The following is a 20,634-nucleotide window of genomic DNA, read 5'->3' as shown; positions in this document are numbered from 1 at the left end:
AACCAATGAGCTTTACGCGTCGCAATCTGCTTGTTCTGGCCGCCGCCATCGGCATCGCCGCCGGCCCCGCCACCGCCTATGCCGCCGATGTGCTCAATGTAGGCGCCTACCCGACCAATCCGCCTTTCGAATACAAGAACGAGAGCGGCACTTTCGAGGGTTTCGAGGTCGACATCGTCAACGAAGCGGCCAAGCGCATCGGCATGACCACCGATATCGCCGATCTCGGCTTCCAGGCGCTGTTCGCGGCTGTCAGTTCCAACCGCATCGATGTCGCGATCTCCTCGATCACCATCACCCCGGAGCGGTTGAAGACGCTCTCGTTCACCCAGCCCTACTATGATTCCGACATGGGCATCGCCACCAAGACCGACAGCGCGATCAGCAAGGAAGCCGACCTCAAGGGCAAGGTCGTCGGCGTGCTCTCCGGCTCGACCGGCGAGACCTGGGTCAAGGACCATCAGGCAGCCGACGGCTTCAGCGACGTCAAGGGCTACGACACGCAGCAGAACCTGCTGCTCGACCTCAGCGCCGGCCGCGTCGATGCCGCCGTCAGCGACATCCCCGGCATGCAGTATTCGTTCCAGAAGATGAAGGACCTCGTCGTCAAGGAACGCATCAAGACCGGCGAGCAGTACGGCTTGATGATGAGCAAGGACCATCCGCTGCTTAGCAAGCTCAACGACGCGCTGACGGCGATGAAGAAGGACGGCACGCTGGCCGCCATCCACAAGAAGTGGTTCGGCACCGACGCGCCGGCAGATTCCTCGACGGTCAAGGAAATGCCGCTGCCCAAGGCCTGAGCGGCCACCGGCAAGACGAGCGACGTGCCGGCTCCCAAGGCCGGCACGTCTTGTTTGACGCGTGACGTCCCCGGACCACCACGCTTTCGGCCAATCCGACTTCGATAGTCCGGGTCCTGTCAGGGCATCGCATGACGCAACACGGTCCGGGAACGCTCCCATGTCGCTGATCGACACCTTCTTCAATCCCGAGGTCATTGCGTCGAGTTTGCCGGCGCTGCTGCGCGGCTTCCTCAACACGCTGCTGCTGGGGATCATGAGCATCGTCATCGGCATCGCGGTGGGGCTGGCGATCAGCCTGCTGCGGCTCTACGGACCGAAGCCGCTGCGGTGGCTGGCCATCGGCTACACCGACATCTTCCGCGCCCTGCCGGTGCTGGTGGTGCTGATCCTGATCTATTACGCGCTGCCCTTCCTCGGCATCCGCCTGTCGTCCTGGGCATCGGCCGTGACCGCATTCGCCATCATCATGTCGGCCTATTCGGCCGAAGTGTTCCGCTCCGGCATCGAAAGCATTCCGAAGGGCCAGTTCGAGGCGGCGCAGGCGCTCGGCCTCCCCTTCATGCTCACCTTGCGCAAGGTGGTGCTGCCGCAGGCGATCCGCGTGGTCATCCCGCCGATGACCAGCAACTGCGTCTCGATGTTCAAGGATACCTCGCTCGCCTCGACGGTGGCGCTGCCGGAACTTCTGAAGGAAGCGACCAACGCGCAATCGCTCTACGCCAACCCCTCGCCGCTGATCGGGGCCGCGTTGGTCTACCTCATCTTCCTCTGGCCGATGGTGCGCCTCGTCAGCCTGCTCGAGCGCCGCTTCAAGGACGAGAAAGCGCGCTGACCGCCATCGATACCCATCCCCGCCCAAGTCCCTCGCAGGAGCCTGCCCCGTGAACAAGCATCAGACCGACAGCACCAGCGCCGCCTTCCCGGTCGAAAAGATCCGCGCCATGTTTCCCGCCTTGCAGCGGGCCGGCGATTTCATCTTCATGGACAATGCCGCGGGCGCCCAGATCCCGCAAAGCGTGCTCGATGCGGTGACCAACCATCTGGTGTCGCACAATGTGCAGCGCGGCGGCCGCTATGGCCGCAGCGTCACCGTCGACCAGTCGGTCGCGACGGCGCGCGAGAGCGTCGCGCTCCTGATCAACGCCTACAGCCCGTCCGAAATCTGCTTCGGCATGAACGCGACCTCGTTCATCCGCCTAGTCAGCCTCGGCATCGGCCAGATGCTCGCCAAGGACGCGGATGGGGGACGCGACGAGATCATCGTCACCGACATGGATCACGACGCCAACATCGCCACCTGGCTGGCGCTGGAGCCGGCCGGCGCGAAGTTCAAATGGTGGCGCATGCGCGAGGACGGCAATCTGCATGTCGACGATCTCAAGCCGCTGGTGTCGGAGCGCACCCGCCTCGTCGCCTGCACGGTGACGGCGCATTCGATCGGCTCGATCGTCGACGTCGCCTCGGTGGCCAGGATCGCGCATGCGGCGGGCGCCGAAGTGTTCCTCGACTGCGTGCATTACGGACCGCACGGGCTGATGGACGTGCAGGCCTGGGACTGCGATTATCTCGTCTGCTCCGGCTACAAGAATTTCTCGCCGCACATGGGCTTCCTGTGGGGCCGCTTCGACACGCTGAAGCGGCTGCCGACCTTCCGCGAGGACTTCATTCCCGACGAGCCGCCCTACAAGGTCGAGGCCGGCACCTTCATCTACGAGAACGTGTCGGGCATGGACGCGGCGGTGCGCTATCTGGAATCGATCGGCCGCAACTTCCTGCCCGAAAACAACTGCTCGCGCCGCGACAACATCGTCGCCGGCATGAACGCCATCCGCGACTACGAGCTGATGCTGGCGCGCGAGATGATGAGGGTGCTGAAGGATTGCAATGCCACGATCTACGGCGTCGCCGACGAGGCGCGCATTACCGAGCGCGTGCCGACCTTCTGCTTCAACATCGGCAAGCTGTCGCCGCAGCGGATCGTCGAGGAGATGGCTGCCATCCAGATCGGCATCCGCGACGGCCACATGTATGCGCCGCGGCTGATGAAGCGGCTCAACCTGTCGATGGACAGCGGCGCGATCCGCGCCTCGCTGGTGCACTACAACACGGTCGAGGAAGTGCACAAATTCGGCGAGGCGCTGCGGGCGATCATCGCGAAGGTGTCGTGATCCCGACCACCTCCGCGTCGTCATCCACGGGCGAAGCAAGGAGCGAAGCGACGCGCGCAGACCCGAGGATCCATTCCGTGACGTCGATGCGTTGCCACGGTGCAGAACTCTGCTCCGCTGCGTTTGTGACCTGGGTAACTGGATTCTAGGGTCTGCGCGCTGCTTCGCAGCGCTCCGCCCTAGGATGACGACCTCTGGGGTCACCGCCCTCTGGGACAGTGACCTGTGGCCCTAAGCCGCTTTCTTCGCAAGCCTGGCCTTGATGCTGGCGATGTCGGCGCGGGGCGTCGCGGCGAACAGCGTCTTGGTATAGGCATGCTTTGGGTCGGAGAAGACCTCGTCGCGCGGACCGTATTCGACCGCTTCGCCGAAATACATCACCATCACATCGTCGGCGATGTAGCGCACCACCGAGAGGTCGTGGCTGATGAAGACATAGGTCAGCTGGAACTCGTCCTGCAGGTCGGCAAGCAGGTTAAGCACCTGCGCCTGCACTGAAAGGTCAAGCGCCGAGACCGGCTCGTCCAGCACCAGGAGGCTCGGGTTCAGCATCAGCGCGCGGGCAATGGCGATGCGCTGGCGCTGGCCGCCCGAGAACATGTGCGGATAGCGGTTGTAGTGCTCGGGTCCCAAGCCGACCTTCTTCAGCATTTTCATCGCAAGGTCGCGGCGCTCCTCGGCCGGCTTGTCGGTGTTGATGAGGAGCGGCTCGCCAAGCACGTCGCCGATCTTCTGGCGCGGGTTGAGCGAGCCGTAAGGGTTCTGGAACACGATCTGCACCTTGCGGCGCATCTCCTTGGTGAGCCCGTCCTTGGCGATGTCGACCTTGTTGCCGTCGATGAACAGCTCGCCTGACGTGGCCGGATCGATGAGGGTGATGATGCGGGCGAGCGTGGACTTGCCGCAACCGCTCTCGCCGACGATCGCCAGCGTCTTGCCCTTCTCGACGCTGAAGGAAACGCCCTTCACCGCATGCACGGTGCGCGCGCCGCGGAACAGGCCGCCGCCGACATGGTAGTCGCGCTTGATGTCCTTGCCCTCGACGACCTTGGTCATGCGCCGGCTCCTGAAGGCGCGGCCACGAACAGCATGTCCGTGACGGTCGGCAGCCGGTCGCCGACGGCGTTTTCCGGCAGCGCCGAGAGCAGCGCGCGCGTGTAGTTGCTCTTCGGCGATTCAAACAGCGACAGCACGTCGGCCTCTTCCATCTTGCGGCCCTTGTACTGGACGATGACGCGGTCGGCGGTTTCGGCCACCACGCCCATATTGTGAGTAATCATGATCAGGCCCATGCTGTATTTGGCCTGCAGCGAGACCAGCAGATCGAGGATCTGTTTCTGGATGGTGACGTCGAGCGCGGTGGTCGGCTCGTCGGCGATCAGGAGCTTCGGATTGCAGGCGATCGCCATCGCGATCATGACGCGCTGGCACTGGCCGCCCGACATCTGGTGCGGGAAGGAGTTCAGCCGGTCCGCGGGATCCGGGATGCCGACCTGCTTGAAGAGCTCGATGGCGCGTGCCCGGCGCTGGGCCTTGTCCATGCCCATATGGAAGCGCAGCACTTCCTCGACCTGGAAGCCGACGGTGAAGCAGGGATTGAGGCTGGCAACCGGCTCCTGGAAGATCATGGCGACGTCCTTGCCGATGATCTTGCGGCGGTCGGCCGGGCTGATCTTCAACAGGTCGCGGCCGTTGAAATTCATGCGGTCGGCGGCGACGGTCGCCGTCCATGGTAGGAGGCCCATCACGGCCAGCATCGACACCGATTTGCCGGAGCCGGATTCGCCGACGATGGCGAGCACCTCGCGCTCGTCGACATGGAGCGAGACGCCGTCGACGGCGCGGAACGGACCCGACGCGGTCTGGAATTCGACGACGAGGTTCTGGATGTCGAGCAGCGCCATCACGACCTCCTGAGCTTGGGATCAAGCGCATCGCGCAGGCCGTCGCCGATCAGGTTGATGGCAAGCACGGTGATGAGGATGGCGAGGCCGGGGAAGGTGACCACCCACCAGGCGCGCAGGATGAACTCGCGCGCCGAGGCAAGCATGGTGCCCCATTCCGGCGTCGGCGGCTGCGCGCCGAGACCGAGGAAGCCGAGCGCGGCCGCTTCGAGGATGGCGTTGGAGAAGGACAGCGTGCCCTGGACGATCAGCGGCGCCAGGCAGTTGGGCAATATGGTGGCGAGCATCAGCCTGAGATGGCCGGCGCCGGCGACTTTCGCCGCCACGACATATTCTCGGCTCTTCTCAGCCATCACGGCGGCGCGCACCAGGCGGGCGAAATGCGGCTGCAGGACGAGCGCGATCGCCAGCATGGCGTTGAACAGGCCGGGCCCGAGGATCGTCACCAGCACCAGCGCCAGCAGCAGCGACGGGAAGGCCAGGATCAGGTCCATGACGCGCATGATCGCGACGTCGACCCAGCCGCGGAAATAGCCGGCGAGCAGGCCGAGCGTGATGCCGCCAGTGAGCGCCAGCGTGACCACCACCGCGCCGATCAGCAGCGAGAAGCGTGCGCCATAGAGCAGGCGTGAGAGGATGTCGCGGCCGACCGGGTCGGTGCCGAGCAGATATTGCGTCGAGCCGCCGGCCTGCCAGGCGGGCGGCCTGAGGAACGCGGTCTTGTCCTGGATGTCGGGCGCATAGGGCGCGAGCAGCGGCGCGAACAGCGCGGCCAGCACCAGCAGGATGAAGACGAACAGGCCGATGACCGCGCCGCGGTTCACCGAGAAATAGTGCCAGAAGGTCTTGAGGCCGGTGAGGCGGTCCGGACTTCCGGCGGCCATCGGGGCGATTTCGGTCTGGGTCATTTATGCCGCCCTGATGCGCGGGTTGATGACGGCGTAAAGCACGTCGACGATGAGGTTCACCGCCATGACGATGAGCGCGATCAAAAGCAGACCCGACTGCACGACGACATAGTCGCGCTTGAAGATGGAATCGACCATCCATTTGCCGATGCCCGGCCAGGCGAAGATGGTCTCGGTGAGGATGGCGCCGGCCAGCAGCGTGCCGACCTGCAGGCCGATGGTGGTGACGACCGGGATCAGCGCGTTGCGCAGCGCATGCACGCCGATGACGCGCGCCCCCGAAAGGCCTTTGGCGCGGGCGGTGCGGACATAGTCCTCGCCCAGCACCTCGAGCATCGCCGAGCGCGTCTGGCGCGCGATCACCGCCAGCGGAATGGTGCCGAGCACGATCGCCGGCAGGACGAGGTGGCTAAGCGCGGAGCGGAACGCGTCCCACTTGCCGTGGAGCAGGCTGTCGATGGTCATGAAGCCGGTGATCGGCTTGAAGAAAAACTGCAGGCCGATGCGGCCCGAGACCGGCGTCCAGCCGAGATAGCCGGAAAAGAAGATGATGAGCAAAAGGCCCCACCAAAAGATCGGCATCGAATAGCCGACAAGGGCCGTGCCCATCAGCGACTGGTCGAACCATGAGCCGCGCTTGACGGCGGCGAAGATGCCGGCGGGGATGCCGATCACCATGGCGAAGATCATGGCGAAGAAGGAGAGTTCCAGCGTCGCCGGGAAGAGCGTCTTGAACTCCTCGAGCACTGGGCGCTTGGACGAGATGGAAACGCCGAAATCGCCGGTGGCGACCTCACCGACATAGCGCGCATACTGCTCCCAGATCGGCAGATTGTAGCCGAACTGTTGCTTGAGCTCTTCATAGCGGGCGGGGGCGACGCCATGCTCGCCGGCCATGGCCAGGATCGGATCGCCGGGCAGCAGCCGGACAAAGGCGAAGGCACAGATGGTGATACCGACCAAAGTCGGGATCAGGAGGGCGATTTTGTTGAGAAGATATCGGAGCATCGTCAAATGGAGCGGGGCGGCGCTGGAATTAGCGCCGCCCCGTTCGCAATATTATTCGGCCTTGTCAACGCCGTCGAAGCGGTGAATGCCGAGCGGGTCCATCTTAAAGCCGCTGACATTGTTGCGAACGACCGCGTAGACCTGGCTGTGAGCCAGCAGGAAAGCCGGAGCCTGCTTGGCGAAGATCACCTGCGCCTGCTCATAGAGCTTGGTGCGCTCGGCCTGGTCGCTGGTCTTCTTGGCCTTCTGGATCAGGTCCTCGAAGTCCTTGTCGCACCAGCTGGAGTAGTTCGAGACGCCGACGGCGGAGCAGGCGAAGAGAGTGGCGAAGAAGTTGTCCGGATCGCCATTGTCGCCGGTCCAGCCGATCTGGAAGGCGCCCGGACGGTCCTTCTTCTTGCCTTCCTCGCGATACTTCGTCCATTCGTAGTTGACGATGGTCGCCTTGACGCCGACCTTGGCCCAGTCGGCCTGGATCAGCTCGGCGGCGCGTTGGAAGTTCGGGTTATACGGGCGAACGCGGTCGGAAGCCCAGAGCTGGATTTCCTTCAAGCCGGCAGCCTCGAGCACCTTCTTGGCCTCATCCGGATTGTAGGCGTCGGTCTTCACGTCCTTGTCCCACGACCACATGGTCGGCGGGATCAGGTTTTCGGCCGGTGTGGCGCCGGCATCCTGGAACAGCGACTTGATCAGCGCCTCCCGGTCGATCGCCTGGTTGAGCGCGTGGCGCACTTCCGGCTTGTCGAGCGGCGGGATCGTGGTGTTGTAGCTCATATAGCCGATGTTGAGGCCGGCCTGATCCATCAAGGTCACGTCCTTGTTGGCCTTGATGGTGGCGATGTCGGCCGGATTCGGATACGGAGCCACGTCGCACTCGCCGGCCAGCACCTTCTGGATGCGGGCGGTCGCGTCAGGCGTGATGGCGAAGACCAGATCGTCGATCTTTTCCTTGCCCTTGAAATAATCCGGATTGGCCGCATAGCGGATGACGGCGTCGAGCTGGTAGTCGACGAACTGAAACGGACCGGTGCCGATCGGCTTGGTCGAGAAGTCGGCCATCTTGCCGTCCTTCTCGAGCTGATCGGCATATTCCTTCGACACGATCGAGGCGAAGTCCATGCCGAGATTGGCCAGCATCGGCGCGTTCGGCTCGGTCAGCGTCAGCTTGACGGTGAGGTCGTCGACCTTCTCCCACTTGGCGACATATTTCGGCATGTCCATGCCGGTGTAATAGTCCCAGGTGAGGTTCGGCAGATACTTGTCGCCGTTCCACGGGTTCTGCTTGTTGAACTGGCGATCGAAGGAGAAGACGACGTCATCGGCGTTGAGGTCGCGCGTCGGCTTGAAATAATCGGTGGTCTGGAACTTCACACCCGGATGCAGATGGAAAGTGTAGACAAGGCCGTCGTCGGAAATTTCCCATTTGTCGGCAAGACCGGGCTCGATCTCCGTGCCGCCATGCTTGAACTCGACCAGTCGCGAATAGACCGTGCGCGACGAAGCGTCGAAGTCGTTGCCGCCGGTCGTCGTGCCGGGGTCGAAATTGGCCGGCGACGCTTCCGAGCAATAAACGAGCGTCTTGGCACTGGCCATGCCGCTGAGGACGCTTGCAGCCAGCAACGCGGCTGCAAAAGTCATTGTCTTTTTCATTGAGCACTCCCTGATGTTCTCTCAAGCCCCTCTATCAGGCTCGCGAAGGGCGCATATAAGCACCGTTTCTTCGCCTTTGGAACACCTCGTGTGCGTACCCCATGGGAAGCAGGAAAAGAATCTAGATTATGCTCCAATAATAGAAAAAATGAGCATTCTTTTCCGCTCACAACATTATTAACGACGGCATTTTTTTATTGATCGGCTGTCTTGGGGAACGAGCCCGTGAGGCCGCGCCGCCGGACGTCCGCCTGCCCTCCAGGCATGACGCGGGAGGCCATCGAGGAGCGGATTTCGACGGCAAATCTTTCCCCGCCCTGCCGCTGGGGCAAGGCTTGCACGGCCGCAGATAGAGGCAATACATAGATGATGGGCGGGATTTCCCGGAAAATCCGAACCGGCGTGGAGGACGCTTCTTGCGGAAGCGGGCGCCCATATCGAAGGCGACAGGGAGAGACAGGTGGCAAAAGCAGCCAAGACGACAGGGCCGGCGAAAGCAAAAGCCAAGGCCGCTGAAAGCGATGCGCCCAAGGCTGCCAAGGCTGCCGCCGCGCCGAAGGTGAAGACGGCCGCGAAGGCAGCGCCCGCCAAGGCGGCAAGGCCGGCCGCCGCCAAACCCGCAGCGCCAAAGGCCAAGGCGGCAGCCGCGAAATCCACAGAGCCGGCCACCGCCAAATCTGCCTCGAAGGGCTTGCCGAAGGCGATCACCGAACTCACGGTTGGCCTGCCGGAGAAGCCGTGGTTGAAAAGCTATCCGAAGAACATGCCGGCAGAGATCGGCGCCCTGCCCTACAAGTCCATCGGCGAGTTCCTGGTCGGCGCCTGCAAGCAATTCGCCGGGCAGCCGGCCTTCGTGTGCATGGGCAAGTCAATCACTTATGCGGAGCTCGAGCGGCTGTCGGCCGCGTTCGGCGCCTACCTGCAGGCAAGAGGCCTGGAAAAGGGCGCGCGCGTGGCGCTGATGATGCCGAACGTGCTGCAATATCCGGTGGCGATGATGGCGGTGCTCCGCGCCGGCTACACGGTGGTGAATATCAACCCGCTCTACACGCCGCGCGAACTGGAACATCAGTTGAAGGATTCCGGCGCGCAGGCGATCGTCATCCTGGAAAACTTCGCCGGCACGCTGCAGGCGGTCATCGCCAGGACGCCTGTGAAGCATGTCATCGTCGCATCGATGGGCGACATGCTGGGCGGCCTCAAGGGCGCCATCGTCAACCTCGTCGTGCGGCGGGTGAAGAAGATGGTTCCGGCATGGTCGCTGCCCGGCCACGTCAAGTTCAACGCCGTGCTCAAGACCGGCGCGACCATCGCCTTCAAGCCGCCCACGGTCTCCGGCGACGACATCGCCTTCCTGCAATATACGGGCGGCACCACCGGCGTCTCGAAGGGCGCCGTGCTGCTGCATCGCAACGTGCTTTCGAACGTCGCGCAGAACTCGCTATGGGTGGAGGACGCCTATACGGTGAAGCCCAAGCCGGCGCATCAAAACTTCATCTGCGCGCTGCCGCTCTATCATATCTTCGCGCTGACGGTGAATGCACTGATGGGCATGCAGCAGGGCGCGCAGAACGTGCTGATCCCCAACCCGCGCGACATTCCGGGCTTCGTCAAGGAACTGGCGAAATACCCGATGCACATCTTCCCGGGCCTCAACACCCTGTTCAACGCGCTGCTCAACAATGAGGAGTTCCGCAAGCTGGACTTCAAGCCGCTGATCCTGACGCTGGGCGGCGGCATGGCGGTGCAGAAGGGCGTCGCCGAACGCTGGAAGGCGCTGACCGGCTGCCCGGTGAGCGAAGGTTACGGACTGTCCGAGACGTCGCCGGTGGCGACCGCCAACAAGTTCAGCTCCAGCGACTTCACCGGCACGATCGGGCTGCCGCTGCCTTCGACCGAGATCGCCATCCGCGACGACGACGGCAACAACGTGCCGCTGGGCGAGGTGGGCGAGATATGCATCCGCGGCCCGCAGGTGATGGCCGGCTACTGGAACCGGCCCGACGAGACCGCCAAGGTGATGACCAAGGACGGCTTCTTCAAATCCGGCGACATGGGCTTCATGGACGAGCGCGGCTACACCAAGGTCGTCGACCGCAAGAAGGACATGATCCTGGTCTCCGGCTTCAACGTCTATCCGAACGAACTGGAAGAGGTGGTGGCGCATCACCCTGGCGTGCTGGAAGCGGCCGCGATCGGCGTGCCGGACGAGCATTCCGGCGAAGTGCCTAAATTGTTCGTGGTCAAGAAGGATCCGGCGCTGACCGTCGAGGCGCTGATGGCTTATTGCCGCGAGAACCTGACCGGCTACAAGCGGCCGAGATACATCGAATTCCGCACCGAACTGCCGAAGACGCCGGTCGGCAAGATCCTGCGTCGCGCGCTGCGGGACCAGGCTTGAGCGATAGCACGGCCAGCCTGAGGCGAGAGCCGGCGAAAGCGCTCGATCGGGCGGAGTTCATCAAGGCGAACATGCGGCTGGCGCCGGTGCCGTCAGTGCCGGAGGTCCGGCTTTATCAGGCGCATCCGGGCAGCGGCCTGCGGCGGCTGCTCGAACCGGAGGACGGTGACGAAGGCGAGGCAGAGCCACAGCCGCCCTACTGGGCCTACGCCTGGGCCGGCGGCGCGGTTCTGGCCCGCTATGTGCTGGACCGCCCGTCGATCGTGGCCGGCAAACGCGTGCTCGATCTCGGCGCCGGCTCGGGGCTGGTCGGCATCGCGGCGGCAAAAGCCGGGACGCGCGCGGTGATCGCAGCGGAGATCGACCGCAACGGGATCGTGGCGCTGAGCCTCAACGCGGAAGCCAATGGCGTCGCCATCCAGATATGCGAGGGGGATGTCACCGACGGTCCGCCGCCGGCGGTCGACTTGGTGCTCGCGGGCGATGTCTTTTACGCGCAGGATGTGGGGCAGCGGATGATGCCGTTCCTCGAACGCTGCCTGGCCGCCGGCATCGACGTGCTGGTCGGTGACCCCGGCCGCGCCTGGCTGCCGAGGTCGCGGCTCTGCCTGCTCGGCGAATACCATGTGCCGGACGTCGGCGGAAACGGCGGCGGCGAGCCGAAGCCAAGCGCGGTGTTCGCGCTTGTGGCCGAACCCGGTTAGCCCGCAGGCACGCTCATCCGCGCGGCGAGGAAATCCGGCAGGTCGGCGACCGAGTCCAGGATGACATCCGCCATCGGCGCCAACGAGTCGCGCGTGCCGGTGCCGGAAAGCACGCCCACCGCCAGGCCGCAGCCGCCGGCGCGCGCCATCTCCAGGTCATGGCGATTGTCGCCGACCATGGCGATCTCGCCCGGCTTCAGCCCGGTCAGATCGCAAAAGGCAATGACGGTGTCCGGCGCCGGCTTCGGGTTGGCCACGGCATCATAGCCGAAGGCGGCGTCGAAAAGCTGCGCGACACCGAGCGTGGCGAGTGTCTTCTCGGCGCCGCTGGTGGAATCATTGGTGGCGACGCCCATGCGGTAGGATCGCGTGTGCAGCGCCCGCAGCGAATCGAGAACGCCGGGAAGCGCCACCGCCATCGAGGAGCCCTGCACGGAGGTGATCTCGTTGAAGCGCGAAACGGCATGCATCTGGTCTTCGTCGGACAGGCGCGGAAACCACAGTTCGACGACGTCCATGTTCGAACCCGAGGCAAAGATCGAATCGGGCTTGAAGCGTTTCGTGACGAAGTCGAAGCCGGCGGCGGCGAGCAGGCGATCGGCCTTCCAGCGATCGCCTTCGGCGGCATCCATCGCCATGAAGTCCGCGACACCGAGCCAGGTTGCATTGAAGTCGACAAGCGTGCCGTCCTTGTCGAAGAGAATTCCCTTGATGTCTGCCAATCCTTTTACTCCGAACCGCGCAAGTGGTGGATGTGTCCCACCAGACCGGCAGTCGAGGCGTCGCGGTTTGCGGCAGTCTCCTTGCCCTCAACGACAGGCAGCAGGCCTGTCGCCAGTTCCTTGCCGAGCTCGACGCCCCATTGATCGAAGGAATTGATGTTGAAAAGCGTGCCCTCGACGAAGACGCGATGCTCGTAGAGCGCGATTATACGGCCCAACGTGCGCGGATCGAGCTTGCGGTAGAGGATGGTGAGCGAGGGGCGGTTGCCTGAGAAGACGCGGTGCGGCGCGATGCGGTCGACATCGGCCGGTTTCATGCCCTTGGCCAGCATCTGCGCGCGCGCTTCTTCCAGCGTGCGGCCCTTCATGAAGGCCTCCGATTGCGCCAGGCAGTTGGCGAGCAGGAGATCGTGCTGGTGCTTCAGTTCGGGCTCGTGGCCGACGGCAGCGGCAAGGAATTCGACCGGGATGAAGTCGGTGCCCTGGTGCAGAAGCTGGAAGAAGGCGTGCTGGCCGTTGGTGCCGGGTTCGCCCCAGACCAGCGGGCCGGTCGGCGTGGCGACCGCGGTGCCGTCCAGCGTGACGCTCTTGCCGTTCGATTCCATGTCGAGCTGCTGCAGATAAGCCGGCAATCGCGACAGGCGCTGGTCGTAAGGGATGACGGCGCGGGCCGGATATTTGCAGACGACCCGGTGCCACCAGCCGATCAGCCCCAGCAGCACCGGCAGGTTCTTCTGCACGGGTGCTGAGCGGAAATGCTCGTCCATCTCATGCGCGCCGTCGAGGAAGGCGCGGAAGTTGCGCGGGCCGACGGCGATCATCACCGGCAGGCCGATGGCGCTCCAGACCGAGTAGCGGCCGCCGACCCAGTCCCAGAAGCCGAAGACGCGGTCCTGCTCGTTGCCGAACTTCGCCACCAGATCGAGGGCGGTCGAAACGGCGGCGAAATGCTTGCCGACCGCGTCCTTGCCCAGCGCTTTCTGCACCCAATCGCGCGCCGTCTCAGCATTCGTCATCGTCTCGACTGTGGTGAAGGTCTTCGAGGCGACGATGAACAGCGTCGTTTCCGCTGACAGGCCCTTCAGCGTGTCGTGGATATGGGCGCCGTCGACATTGGAGACATAATGCGCGCGCGGCCCGTCATGGTAGGGCGCCAGCGCCAGCGTCACCATCGCCGGGCCGAGGTCCGAGCCGCCGATGCCGATGTTGACGATGTCGGTGATCTTCTTGCCGGTGGCGCCCGCAGCCTTGCCGGAGCGGATGGCGTCGGCGAAAGCGCCCATGGCATCGAGCACGGCAATCACATCGGCCTTGGTGTCCTGGCCGTCGACGATCACGCTCTTGCCGGTCAGGTTCCGCAGCGCGGTGTGCAGAACGGCGCGGTTCTCGGTGATGTTGATTTTCTTGCCTTCGAACATGGCAGCGCGGCGTCCCGCGAGATCGGCGGCGCCGGCGAGCTTCTCCAGCATCGTCATGGTATCTGCGTCGACGGCGCATTTTGACCAGTCGAGGAGAAGGTCGCCATCGGTGGCGGAAAATGTCTCGAAGCGCCTGGGATCGGCAGCGAAGGCCTCGCGCATCGTACCCTTGGCCGCCGCGCGCTGATCACGCAGGGCGGCAAGATGCTTGTCGAAAGATGACTGGTCCACTGGCGGGCTCCTGGCGGGTTTTTAGATTTATCTTAACAGGCCGGATGTTTCCGGCGCGTGTCGTCGCGTCATTTTCGCATCATTCTATTGAGCCGATTTCCATTTCATTCAAGCGCGGCTTTGCCGCAGTGCATCACGCTTTTATGATGCACTGCGGCATTGTTTTACCGATCGCTAAATGAACCGCTTACGCGGGCCAATAGATCACTGGCATAAATCCCAGCGATCAGAAAAATTGATTGGCGCAACCCCTTATGCCACCCATACACTCCACTGGTCCAGCCAAGTAAAAACAGCTGGCCATCCGAGGATGATTTCCCATGCCACAGCGCAATGACACGGCCATATGGTCCGGCCTGTTCCGGATTTCGGCCGAATCCGGCCAAACCCTCCAGGCGCAGATACGCCAGGCGATCGTCGCGGCCATTCTCGACCGACAGATCGCCGCTTCGATGCCGCTGCCGTCTTGCCGGATTCTCGCGGAAAAACTTGGGGTTGCCCGCGGCACGGTGGTGCTCGCCTTCCAGCAGCTGGTCGACCAGGGCTTCCTGGTGGCGCGCGAGCGGCGCGGCCATTTCGTCAACCCTGACGTGCTGGCCACTCCCGCCAAGCCGCACCAGAAGGCGCCCGACCAGCAGAACGAGATCGACTGGAAGGCGCGCCGGCAGATCGCCGCAAGCGACATGCCGCCGCCCGCCAAGCACGACAACTGGATCAAGTCCTCCTATCCGTTCGTCTACGGCCAGTTCGACCCGGCGCTGTTCCCGACCGCCGAATGGCGCGAGTGCAACCGCATGGCGCTGGCCGTGCTCGAGATCCGCAATTGGGCGTCCGACATGGTGGATCGCGACGATCCGCTGCTGATCGAGCAGATCCAGGCCAGGCTGCTGCCGCGCCGCGGCATCTTTGCCAATCCGGACGAGATCATCGTGACGCTGGGCGCGCAGAACGCGCTCTATATGCTGGCCTCGCTCTTGATGACCAAGGGTTCGAAGGTGGCGATGGAGGATCCAGGCTATCCCGACGCCCGCTCGATCTTCCGGCTGGCCGGTGCCGATATCCAGCCGGTTCCGGTCGACCAGTCGGGCATCGTGACCTCGTCGATCCCCAGCGATTCCGGCTTCGTCTTCGTCACGCCGAGCCATCACTGCCCGACCATGGTGCCGCTGTCGGCGGAACGCCGGCAGGATCTTCTGGCGCGCGCCAACCGCAACAACCAAATCATCATCGAGGACGGCTATGACAGCCAGCTGCTCGACGAGGCGCCGCAGCAGGCGCTGAAGAGCCTCGACCGCTCGGGCCGCGTCATCTATGTCGGCTCGATGTCGAAGACGCTGGCTCCGGGCCTCAGGCTTGGCTACATCGTGGCCTCGGCCGGGCTGATCGCCGAGCTTCGCGCGCTGCGCCGCTTCATGCTCAGGCACCCGCCGGCGAACAACCAGCGCGCTGTCGCGCTGTTCCTGTCGCTCGGCCATCACGAGGCGCTGGTGCGCAGGCTCTCCGCCGCCTTCGACGAGCGGCGCAAGCGGCTGGTCCATGCGATTTCCGCTTTCCTGCCAGAATGGCGTTCGACCGACGCGGCTGGCGGCACATCGCTCTGGCTGGAAGGGCCGCGCGGCACCGATTCGCGCGGCCTGGCCGAAGCCGCCGCTTCGCGCAGCGTCATCATCGAACCCGGCGACCGGTTCTTCGACCGCAGCGAAAAGCCATCTCGTTTCATGCGCTTGGGCATCTCCTCGATTTCCCTGCAGCATATCGAGCCCGGCATCCGCGAACTCGCCACCGCTGCCGGGCGCAGGCCCGCGGCGGCCTGATCCCGACGGACTTTCCAAAAAGAGCCGGCAGCCGCCGGCTCTTTTTGCTTGGGCGCATGCTAGCCGCTTTAGCACTCTGGCATATTCGACGGGATTGCTTGGCTCATAGGCTGTACCAATGCCGGCGGCATAGTCGGGGCCATAAGGGGACGAGGCAGGCCGATGGTGGACCAACCGCCACGGACCGCGTCGCAATAAAGACAAAAGGTGGAGTGCTTCGATGTCAGTGGCTCTTGAGAAGCAGGAAGCGTCGTCGGACCAGCGTTCGCGGCGTTCCGGCGGGCGCGAAGCGCGCCGCGCGATGCGGGCGGCGCCCTTGGCCGACGACATCCGCCCGGTGCGGCCTGGGCTTGAAGGCGGCAGCTACGGGCCGTTGAGCCAGAACGACCAGGAACGCATCCACGAAGCGGTGCTGACGCTGCTGGAGACGGTCGGCTTCGCCAATGCCATCCCGTCCTGCATCGAAGCGCTGACCCGGGTCGGCGGCATTTATGGCGACGACGGCCGCATCCGGCTGCCGCGCGCGCTGGTGCTGGACAAGATCAAAAGGGCGGCGCGCAACTTCACCCTCTACGGCCAGGATCCCAAGCACGACATGCTGATCCAGGGCAAACGCGTGCATTACGGCACGGCGGGCGCGGCGGTGCATCTGGTCGATGTCGAGAAGCGCGAATATCGCGAATCGCTGCTGCAGGACCTCTATGACGCCGCCCGTCTCGTCGACGGGCTGGACAACATCCATTTCTTCCAGCGCACCATGGTGCCGCGCGACATTCCCGACCCGCTCGATATGGATTTCAACACGCTCTATGCCTGCGTGATGGGGACCTCCAAGCATGTCGGCACCTCGTTCACCGTTCGTGAGAACGTCAAGCCGGCGCTGGAGATGCTCTATGCGATCGCCGGCGGCGAAGAGAATTTCCGGGCGCGGCCTTTCGTGTCGAACTCGAACTGCTTCGTCGTGCCGCCGATGAAGTTCGCCGAGGACGCCTGCGGCGTGCTCGAAGCCTGCGTCGAGGGCGGCATTCCGATCCTGCTTCTGTCTGCCGGCCAGGCCGGCGCCACCGCGCCAGCGGCGATCGCCGGCGCCGTCGTGCAGGCGGTGGCGGAAGTGCTGATGGGCCTGGTCTATGTCAACGCAATCAAGCCCGGGCATCCGGCGATCTTCGGCACCTGGCCGTTCGTCTCCGACCTCAGGACCGGCGCCATGTCCGGCGGCTCGGCCGAGCAGGCGGTGCTGACGGCGGCCTGCGCGCAGATGGCGCAATATTACGACCTGCCCGGCGGCTCGGCCGCCGGCATGTCGGACTCGAAGCTGCCCGACATCCAGGCCGGTTACGAGAAGGGCATCACCAATGTCATGGCGGGGCTGTCCGGCCTCAACCTGGTCTATGAATCGGCCGGCATGCATGCCTCGCTGCTCGGCTTCTGCCTCGAAAGCCTGATCATCGACAATGACATGCTGGGACATTGCCTGCGCTGCGTGCGCGGCATCGAGGTGACCGACGATGCGCTGTCGATCGACACCATCGCCGAGGTCTGCCTCAAGGGTCCCGGACACTATCTCGGCAACGACCAGACGCTGAAGCTGATGCAGACCGAGTATTTCTATCCCGCCGTCGGCGACCGTTTCTCGCCCAAGGAATGGAACGAAAAGGGCCGGCCCGACATCCTGTCGCGGGCGATCGCGGAGAAGAAGCGCGTGCTTGCCGAGCGTTTCCCGCGCCACGTCTCGCGCCTGCTCGACGACAAACTGCGCGCCCGCTTCGGCGAGATGATCAAGCTGCCGCGCAGCGGCATGGGCGGCTAGGAGACATTGATATTCAGGTGAGGCCGGCCTGCAAATGGCCGTCTCCTGCGCTTCCGGTGCTCACGTACTTAAGTACGCTCCGCTCCGGTTCTCGGAGCCCACCATTTTCGACTCGGCCTGACCTCAATCTCAACGCCTCCTACCTGCAAGTCAACCGGCCCTCAGTCCGTAGCGCTCGACCACTACCGGGTTGATCAGCTTGGCGTGCAGCGTCATCAGCACGATCTGCGCGTCGAAACTGTCGCCGGCCTCCAGCGCCGCCTCGATGCGGCGCTCGACCGCCAAGGTCGGCTCACGGCCATTGGCCTGCTCGAACACGTCCGGCCCGGCGACGCAATAGCCGCAAAGCTGCGCCACCGAGCTATACGCGTCGGCCGGCGGCTCGTCCGGCCAGCGGTCGTTCATCAGATTGACGATGGTGAGTTTTACGCCTTCGGGAACCAGGGCAGGATGCAGGTCGGCCTTGCGCAACGCCTCATCCAACTGCCGCAGGTCGCCCGAGCGGCCGAACATGCCGAGGAAGCCCAGGGAAGAACGCCGTTTCGCCACGATGATCTCTCCCCTTCGCGGCCTGCCGAGATCGACCTTATCTGTGGGCTGAGCGTGGCTGAGACAAGGGCACGAAAAAGGACGGCCCGCCGGAGGCGAGCCGCCCTCATGATTTGGTCGACTTTCAGTGATTGTCGCGCGGCACGCCGCTGGTGTGGGCTACGTCCTGGTACTTGACCGCCGGCTTCAGCACCATGCCGGCCGAGAATTGGTCGACCATGCCGCGCTGGATCTCCTGCCACGGCGTCTGGTGCTTGGGATAGTGATAGCCGCCATTGCCTTGAAGTGCGGCGCGCCGCTTGGCGATCTCCTCGTCGCTGACGAGAATGTTGGCCGTGCCCTTCTTCAGGTCGATGCGGACGCGGTCGCCGGTCTTCAGCAGCGCGAGGCCGCCGCCGATCGCGGCTTCCGGTGAGGCGTTGAGGATCGACGGCGAACCGGACGTGCCGGACTGGCGGCCGTCACCGATACAGGCCAGTGAATGGATGCCCTTCTTGATCAGGTAGGCTGGCGGCTGCATGTTGACCACCTCGGCGCCGCCCGGATAGCCGACCGGACCGGCGCCGCGCATGAACAGGATCGTGTGCTCGTCGATGCCCTGCGCCGGATCGTCGATGCGGGCGTGGTAGTCCTCCGGCCCGTCGAAGACCATGGCGTTGCCCTCGAAGGCCTCCGGATCGTTCAGATTGGAGAGATAACGCTCACGGAACTCGGGCGAGATGCCGCTGGTCTTCATGATGGCGGAATCGAACAGATTGCCCTTGAGATTGATGAAGCCGGCATTGGCCTTGAGCGGCTGGTCGGCGCTGCGGATGACCTCGTGGTTCTCGTTGACGGCATCCCGGCAATTGTCGCCCATCGACTTGCCGTTGGCGGTGATCGCATCGGGATGCGGCAGGAGCCCCGCCTTCATCAATTCGGCGACGACCGCCGGCACGCCGCCGGCATGGTGATAGTCTTCGCCAAGATATTCGCCGGTCGGCTGCAGGTTGACGAGGAGCGGCACGTTGAGGCCGATCTTCTGCCAGTCGTCATTGTCGAGCGGCACGCCGAGATGGCGGGCGATCGCGTTGAGGTGGATCGGCGCATTGGTGGAGCCGCCGATGGCCGAGTTGACGACAATGGCGTTTTCGAAGGCCTGGCGCGTCATGATGTCGGAAGGCTTCAGGTCCTCATGCACCATGTCGACGATGCGCTTGCCGGTCTCGTAGGCGATCTGGCCGCGCTCGCGATAGGGCGCCGGAATGGCGGCCGAACCGGGGAGCTGCATGCCGAGCGCCTCGGCCAGCGAGTTCATGGTGGTGGCGGTGCCCATGGTGTTGCAATAGCCGGTCGACGGCGCCGAGGAGGCGACGATGTCCATGAACTCGTCATAGTTGATCTCGCCGGCAGACAGGCGCTGGCGTGACTCCCAGACGATGGTGCCGGAGCCGGTGCGCTTGCCCTTGTGCCAGCCATTGAGCATCGGACCGACCGACAGCGCTATCGCCGGAATGTTGACGGTGGCCGCCGCCATCAGCAACGCCGGCGTGGTCTTGTCGCAGCCGATGGTGAGCACGACGCCGTCGAGGGGATAGCCGTAAAGAACCTCGACGAGGCTGAGATAGGCAAGGTTGCGGTCGAGCGCGGCGGTCGGGCGCTTGCCGGTCTCCTGGATCGGATGGCACGGGAACTCGAAGGGGATGCCGCCCATCGAGACGATGCCTTCACGCACGCGCTTGGCAAGCTCGAGGTGGTGGCGGTTGCAGGGCGAAAGATCGGAACCGGTCTGCGCGATGCCGATCAGCGGCTTGCCCGACATCAGCTCGGCGCGCGTCAGGCCATAGTTCAGATAACGCTCGAGATAGAGCGCCGTCATGCCTGGATTGTCGGGGTTGTCGAACCACTCCTGCGAGCGAAATTTCTTCTTCCTGGTGGGGGCGCCTGCCATGGTGGTCTCCGTATTTGTATGACAAATCGATAGGACAACGCGCGAGCGCAAGCAAGAGGTAGACGCAGCCGGGACCCGGACTTTGGTGCGATAGACTTGTTACGGGCCGCGCGCTACGACCAATCGATAACAGCAATCCGGGAGGGGTTTGATGGCTTTGGTGATCGAAGGCGAGGAGCGGATCGCCGCACCAGTCAAAAAAGTGTGGGAAGCCCTCAACGACCCGGAGATCCTGAAAGAAGCCATTCCGGGCTGCCAGAGCCTCGAGAAGAATTCGGACACCGAGATGGCGGCGACCGTGGTGCTGAAGATCGGGCCGATCAAGGCGACCTTCAACGGCGAAGTGACGCTGAAGAACCTCAAGCCACCGCATTCCTACACCATCCAGGGCGAAGGCAAGGGCGGCATTGCCGGTTTCGCCAAGGGCGGCGCCGACGTGACGCTGACCGAGGACGGGCCGGATGCGACGGTGCTCAAATACGCCGCCAAGGCCGAGGTCGGCGGCAAGATCGCGCAGCTCGGCAGCCGGCTGATCCAGTCGACATCGAAGAAGCTCGCGGGGCAGTTCTTCTCGACGTTTGGCGAGAAGGTCGGCGCCTGACCCCTGCCCT

17 protein-coding genes are annotated in these 20,634 nt (G+C 64.1%); 8 read left to right on the top strand and 9 right to left on the bottom strand.

Translation table 11 applies throughout. The annotated features are described in order from the left end of the window. Positions 1-5 precede the first annotated feature (5 nt). From EJ068_RS19205 to EJ068_RS19195, 3 genes are all read left to right on the top strand, one after another. Positions 6-803 carry an ABC transporter substrate-binding protein gene (locus EJ068_RS19205; RefSeq protein WP_127249830.1) on the top strand — a complete coding sequence of 266 codons (798 nt, stop codon included), beginning with the start codon at positions 6-8 and terminating at the stop codon, positions 801-803. Between the two features lie 160 nt (positions 804-963). After that, the gene (locus EJ068_RS19200) at positions 964-1,638 is read left to right on the top strand and encodes an amino acid ABC transporter permease (protein WP_126079680.1); all 675 of its coding nucleotides are present in this window, start codon (positions 964-966) and stop codon (positions 1,636-1,638) included. Between the two features lie 49 nt (positions 1,639-1,687). After that, positions 1,688-2,974, top strand: a complete 1,287-nt coding sequence (locus EJ068_RS19195; protein WP_129554692.1) for a cysteine desulfurase-like protein — start codon at positions 1,688-1,690, stop codon at positions 2,972-2,974. A 231-nt stretch (positions 2,975-3,205) separates the two neighbouring features. On the opposite strand, the gene EJ068_RS19190 is transcribed toward EJ068_RS19195, so the two are convergent. Genes EJ068_RS19190 through EJ068_RS19170 form a run of 5 tightly spaced genes read right to left on the bottom strand, consistent with a single transcriptional unit; the run spans position 3,206 to position 8,444 of the window. After that, positions 3,206-4,030, bottom strand: a complete 825-nt coding sequence (locus tag EJ068_RS19190) for a dipeptide ABC transporter ATP-binding protein (protein ID WP_127249828.1) — start codon at positions 4,028-4,030, stop codon at positions 3,206-3,208. Next, entirely contained in the window at positions 4,027-4,878 is an 852-nt protein-coding gene (locus tag EJ068_RS19185; protein ID WP_127249827.1) for an ABC transporter ATP-binding protein, read from the bottom strand. The genes EJ068_RS19190 and EJ068_RS19185 overlap by 4 nt, the downstream gene beginning before the upstream one ends. After that, complete coding sequence (locus EJ068_RS19180) at positions 4,878-5,786, bottom strand: ABC transporter permease subunit (protein ID WP_127249826.1); 909 nt, start codon at positions 5,784-5,786, stop codon at positions 4,878-4,880. The genes EJ068_RS19185 and EJ068_RS19180 overlap by 1 nt, the downstream gene beginning before the upstream one ends. Continuing rightward, positions 5,787-6,794, bottom strand: a complete 1,008-nt coding sequence (locus EJ068_RS19175) for an ABC transporter permease subunit (RefSeq protein ID WP_126079685.1) — start codon at positions 6,792-6,794, stop codon at positions 5,787-5,789. It lies immediately after the preceding gene. Positions 6,795-6,845: 51 nt separating this feature from the next. After that, positions 6,846-8,444, bottom strand: coding sequence for an ABC transporter substrate-binding protein (locus EJ068_RS19170; protein WP_126079686.1), 1,599 nt, complete (start codon positions 8,442-8,444; stop codon positions 6,846-6,848). 460 nt (positions 8,445-8,904) lie between these two features. Between EJ068_RS19170 and EJ068_RS19165 the strand changes: the two genes are divergently transcribed. Together EJ068_RS19165 and EJ068_RS19160 are read left to right on the top strand one after the other, a co-directional pair. After that, complete coding sequence (locus EJ068_RS19165; protein ID WP_127249825.1) at positions 8,905-10,845, top strand: long-chain fatty acid--CoA ligase; 1,941 nt, start codon at positions 8,905-8,907, stop codon at positions 10,843-10,845. Positions 10,846-10,916: 71 nt separating this feature from the next. Continuing rightward, a complete protein-coding gene (locus tag EJ068_RS19160) occupies positions 10,917-11,549 on the top strand; it encodes a 50S ribosomal protein L11 methyltransferase (protein WP_126083590.1) in 633 nt (210 codons plus the stop codon). On the opposite strand, the gene EJ068_RS19155 is transcribed toward EJ068_RS19160, so the two are convergent. Further along, the gene (locus EJ068_RS19155; protein WP_126079688.1) at positions 11,546-12,271 is read right to left on the bottom strand and encodes an HAD family hydrolase; all 726 of its coding nucleotides are present in this window, start codon (positions 12,269-12,271) and stop codon (positions 11,546-11,548) included. The two genes, EJ068_RS19160 and EJ068_RS19155, sit on opposite strands and share 4 nt — an antisense overlap. 5 nt (positions 12,272-12,276) lie before the next feature. After that, the gene (pgi, locus tag EJ068_RS19150; protein ID WP_245463473.1) at positions 12,277-13,884 is read right to left on the bottom strand and encodes a glucose-6-phosphate isomerase; all 1,608 of its coding nucleotides are present in this window, start codon (positions 13,882-13,884) and stop codon (positions 12,277-12,279) included. A 356-nt stretch (positions 13,885-14,240) separates the two neighbouring features. On the opposite strand from pgi, the gene EJ068_RS19145 reads away from it, so the two are divergent. Together EJ068_RS19145 and EJ068_RS19140 are read left to right on the top strand one after the other, a co-directional pair. Beyond that, positions 14,241-15,734, top strand: coding sequence for a PLP-dependent aminotransferase family protein (locus EJ068_RS19145; RefSeq protein ID WP_127249823.1), 1,494 nt, complete (start codon positions 14,241-14,243; stop codon positions 15,732-15,734). Positions 15,735-15,954: 220 nt separating this feature from the next. Then, on the top strand, positions 15,955-17,544 hold the full coding sequence (locus EJ068_RS19140) for a trimethylamine methyltransferase family protein (protein WP_127249822.1): 1,590 nt from the start codon (positions 15,955-15,957) through the stop codon (positions 17,542-17,544). A 150-nt stretch (positions 17,545-17,694) separates the two neighbouring features. On the opposite strand, the gene EJ068_RS19135 is transcribed toward EJ068_RS19140, so the two are convergent. Both EJ068_RS19135 and EJ068_RS19130 read right to left on the bottom strand, forming a co-directional pair. Then, on the bottom strand, positions 17,695-18,093 hold the full coding sequence (locus tag EJ068_RS19135) for a hypothetical protein (RefSeq protein WP_127249821.1): 399 nt from the start codon (positions 18,091-18,093) through the stop codon (positions 17,695-17,697). A 124-nt stretch (positions 18,094-18,217) separates the two neighbouring features. Next, positions 18,218-20,023: an IlvD/Edd family dehydratase gene (locus EJ068_RS19130; protein ID WP_127249820.1), complete on the bottom strand. Its 1,806-nt coding sequence runs from the start codon at positions 20,021-20,023 to the stop codon at positions 18,218-18,220. Positions 20,024-20,174: 151 nt separating this feature from the next. Here EJ068_RS19130 and EJ068_RS19125 point away from each other — a divergent pair, with 151 nt between their 5' ends. Next, complete coding sequence (locus tag EJ068_RS19125) at positions 20,175-20,624, top strand: carbon monoxide dehydrogenase subunit G (protein WP_042647051.1); 450 nt, start codon at positions 20,175-20,177, stop codon at positions 20,622-20,624. Positions 20,625-20,634 lie beyond the last annotated feature (10 nt).

Origin of the sequence: Mesorhizobium sp. M2A.F.Ca.ET.043.02.1.1, assembly GCF_003952405.1 — a bacterium.
In the GTDB taxonomy this organism is placed as follows: Bacteria; Pseudomonadota; Alphaproteobacteria; order Rhizobiales; family Rhizobiaceae; genus Mesorhizobium.
This window is presented reverse-complemented; position numbering and strand designations above follow the sequence as displayed.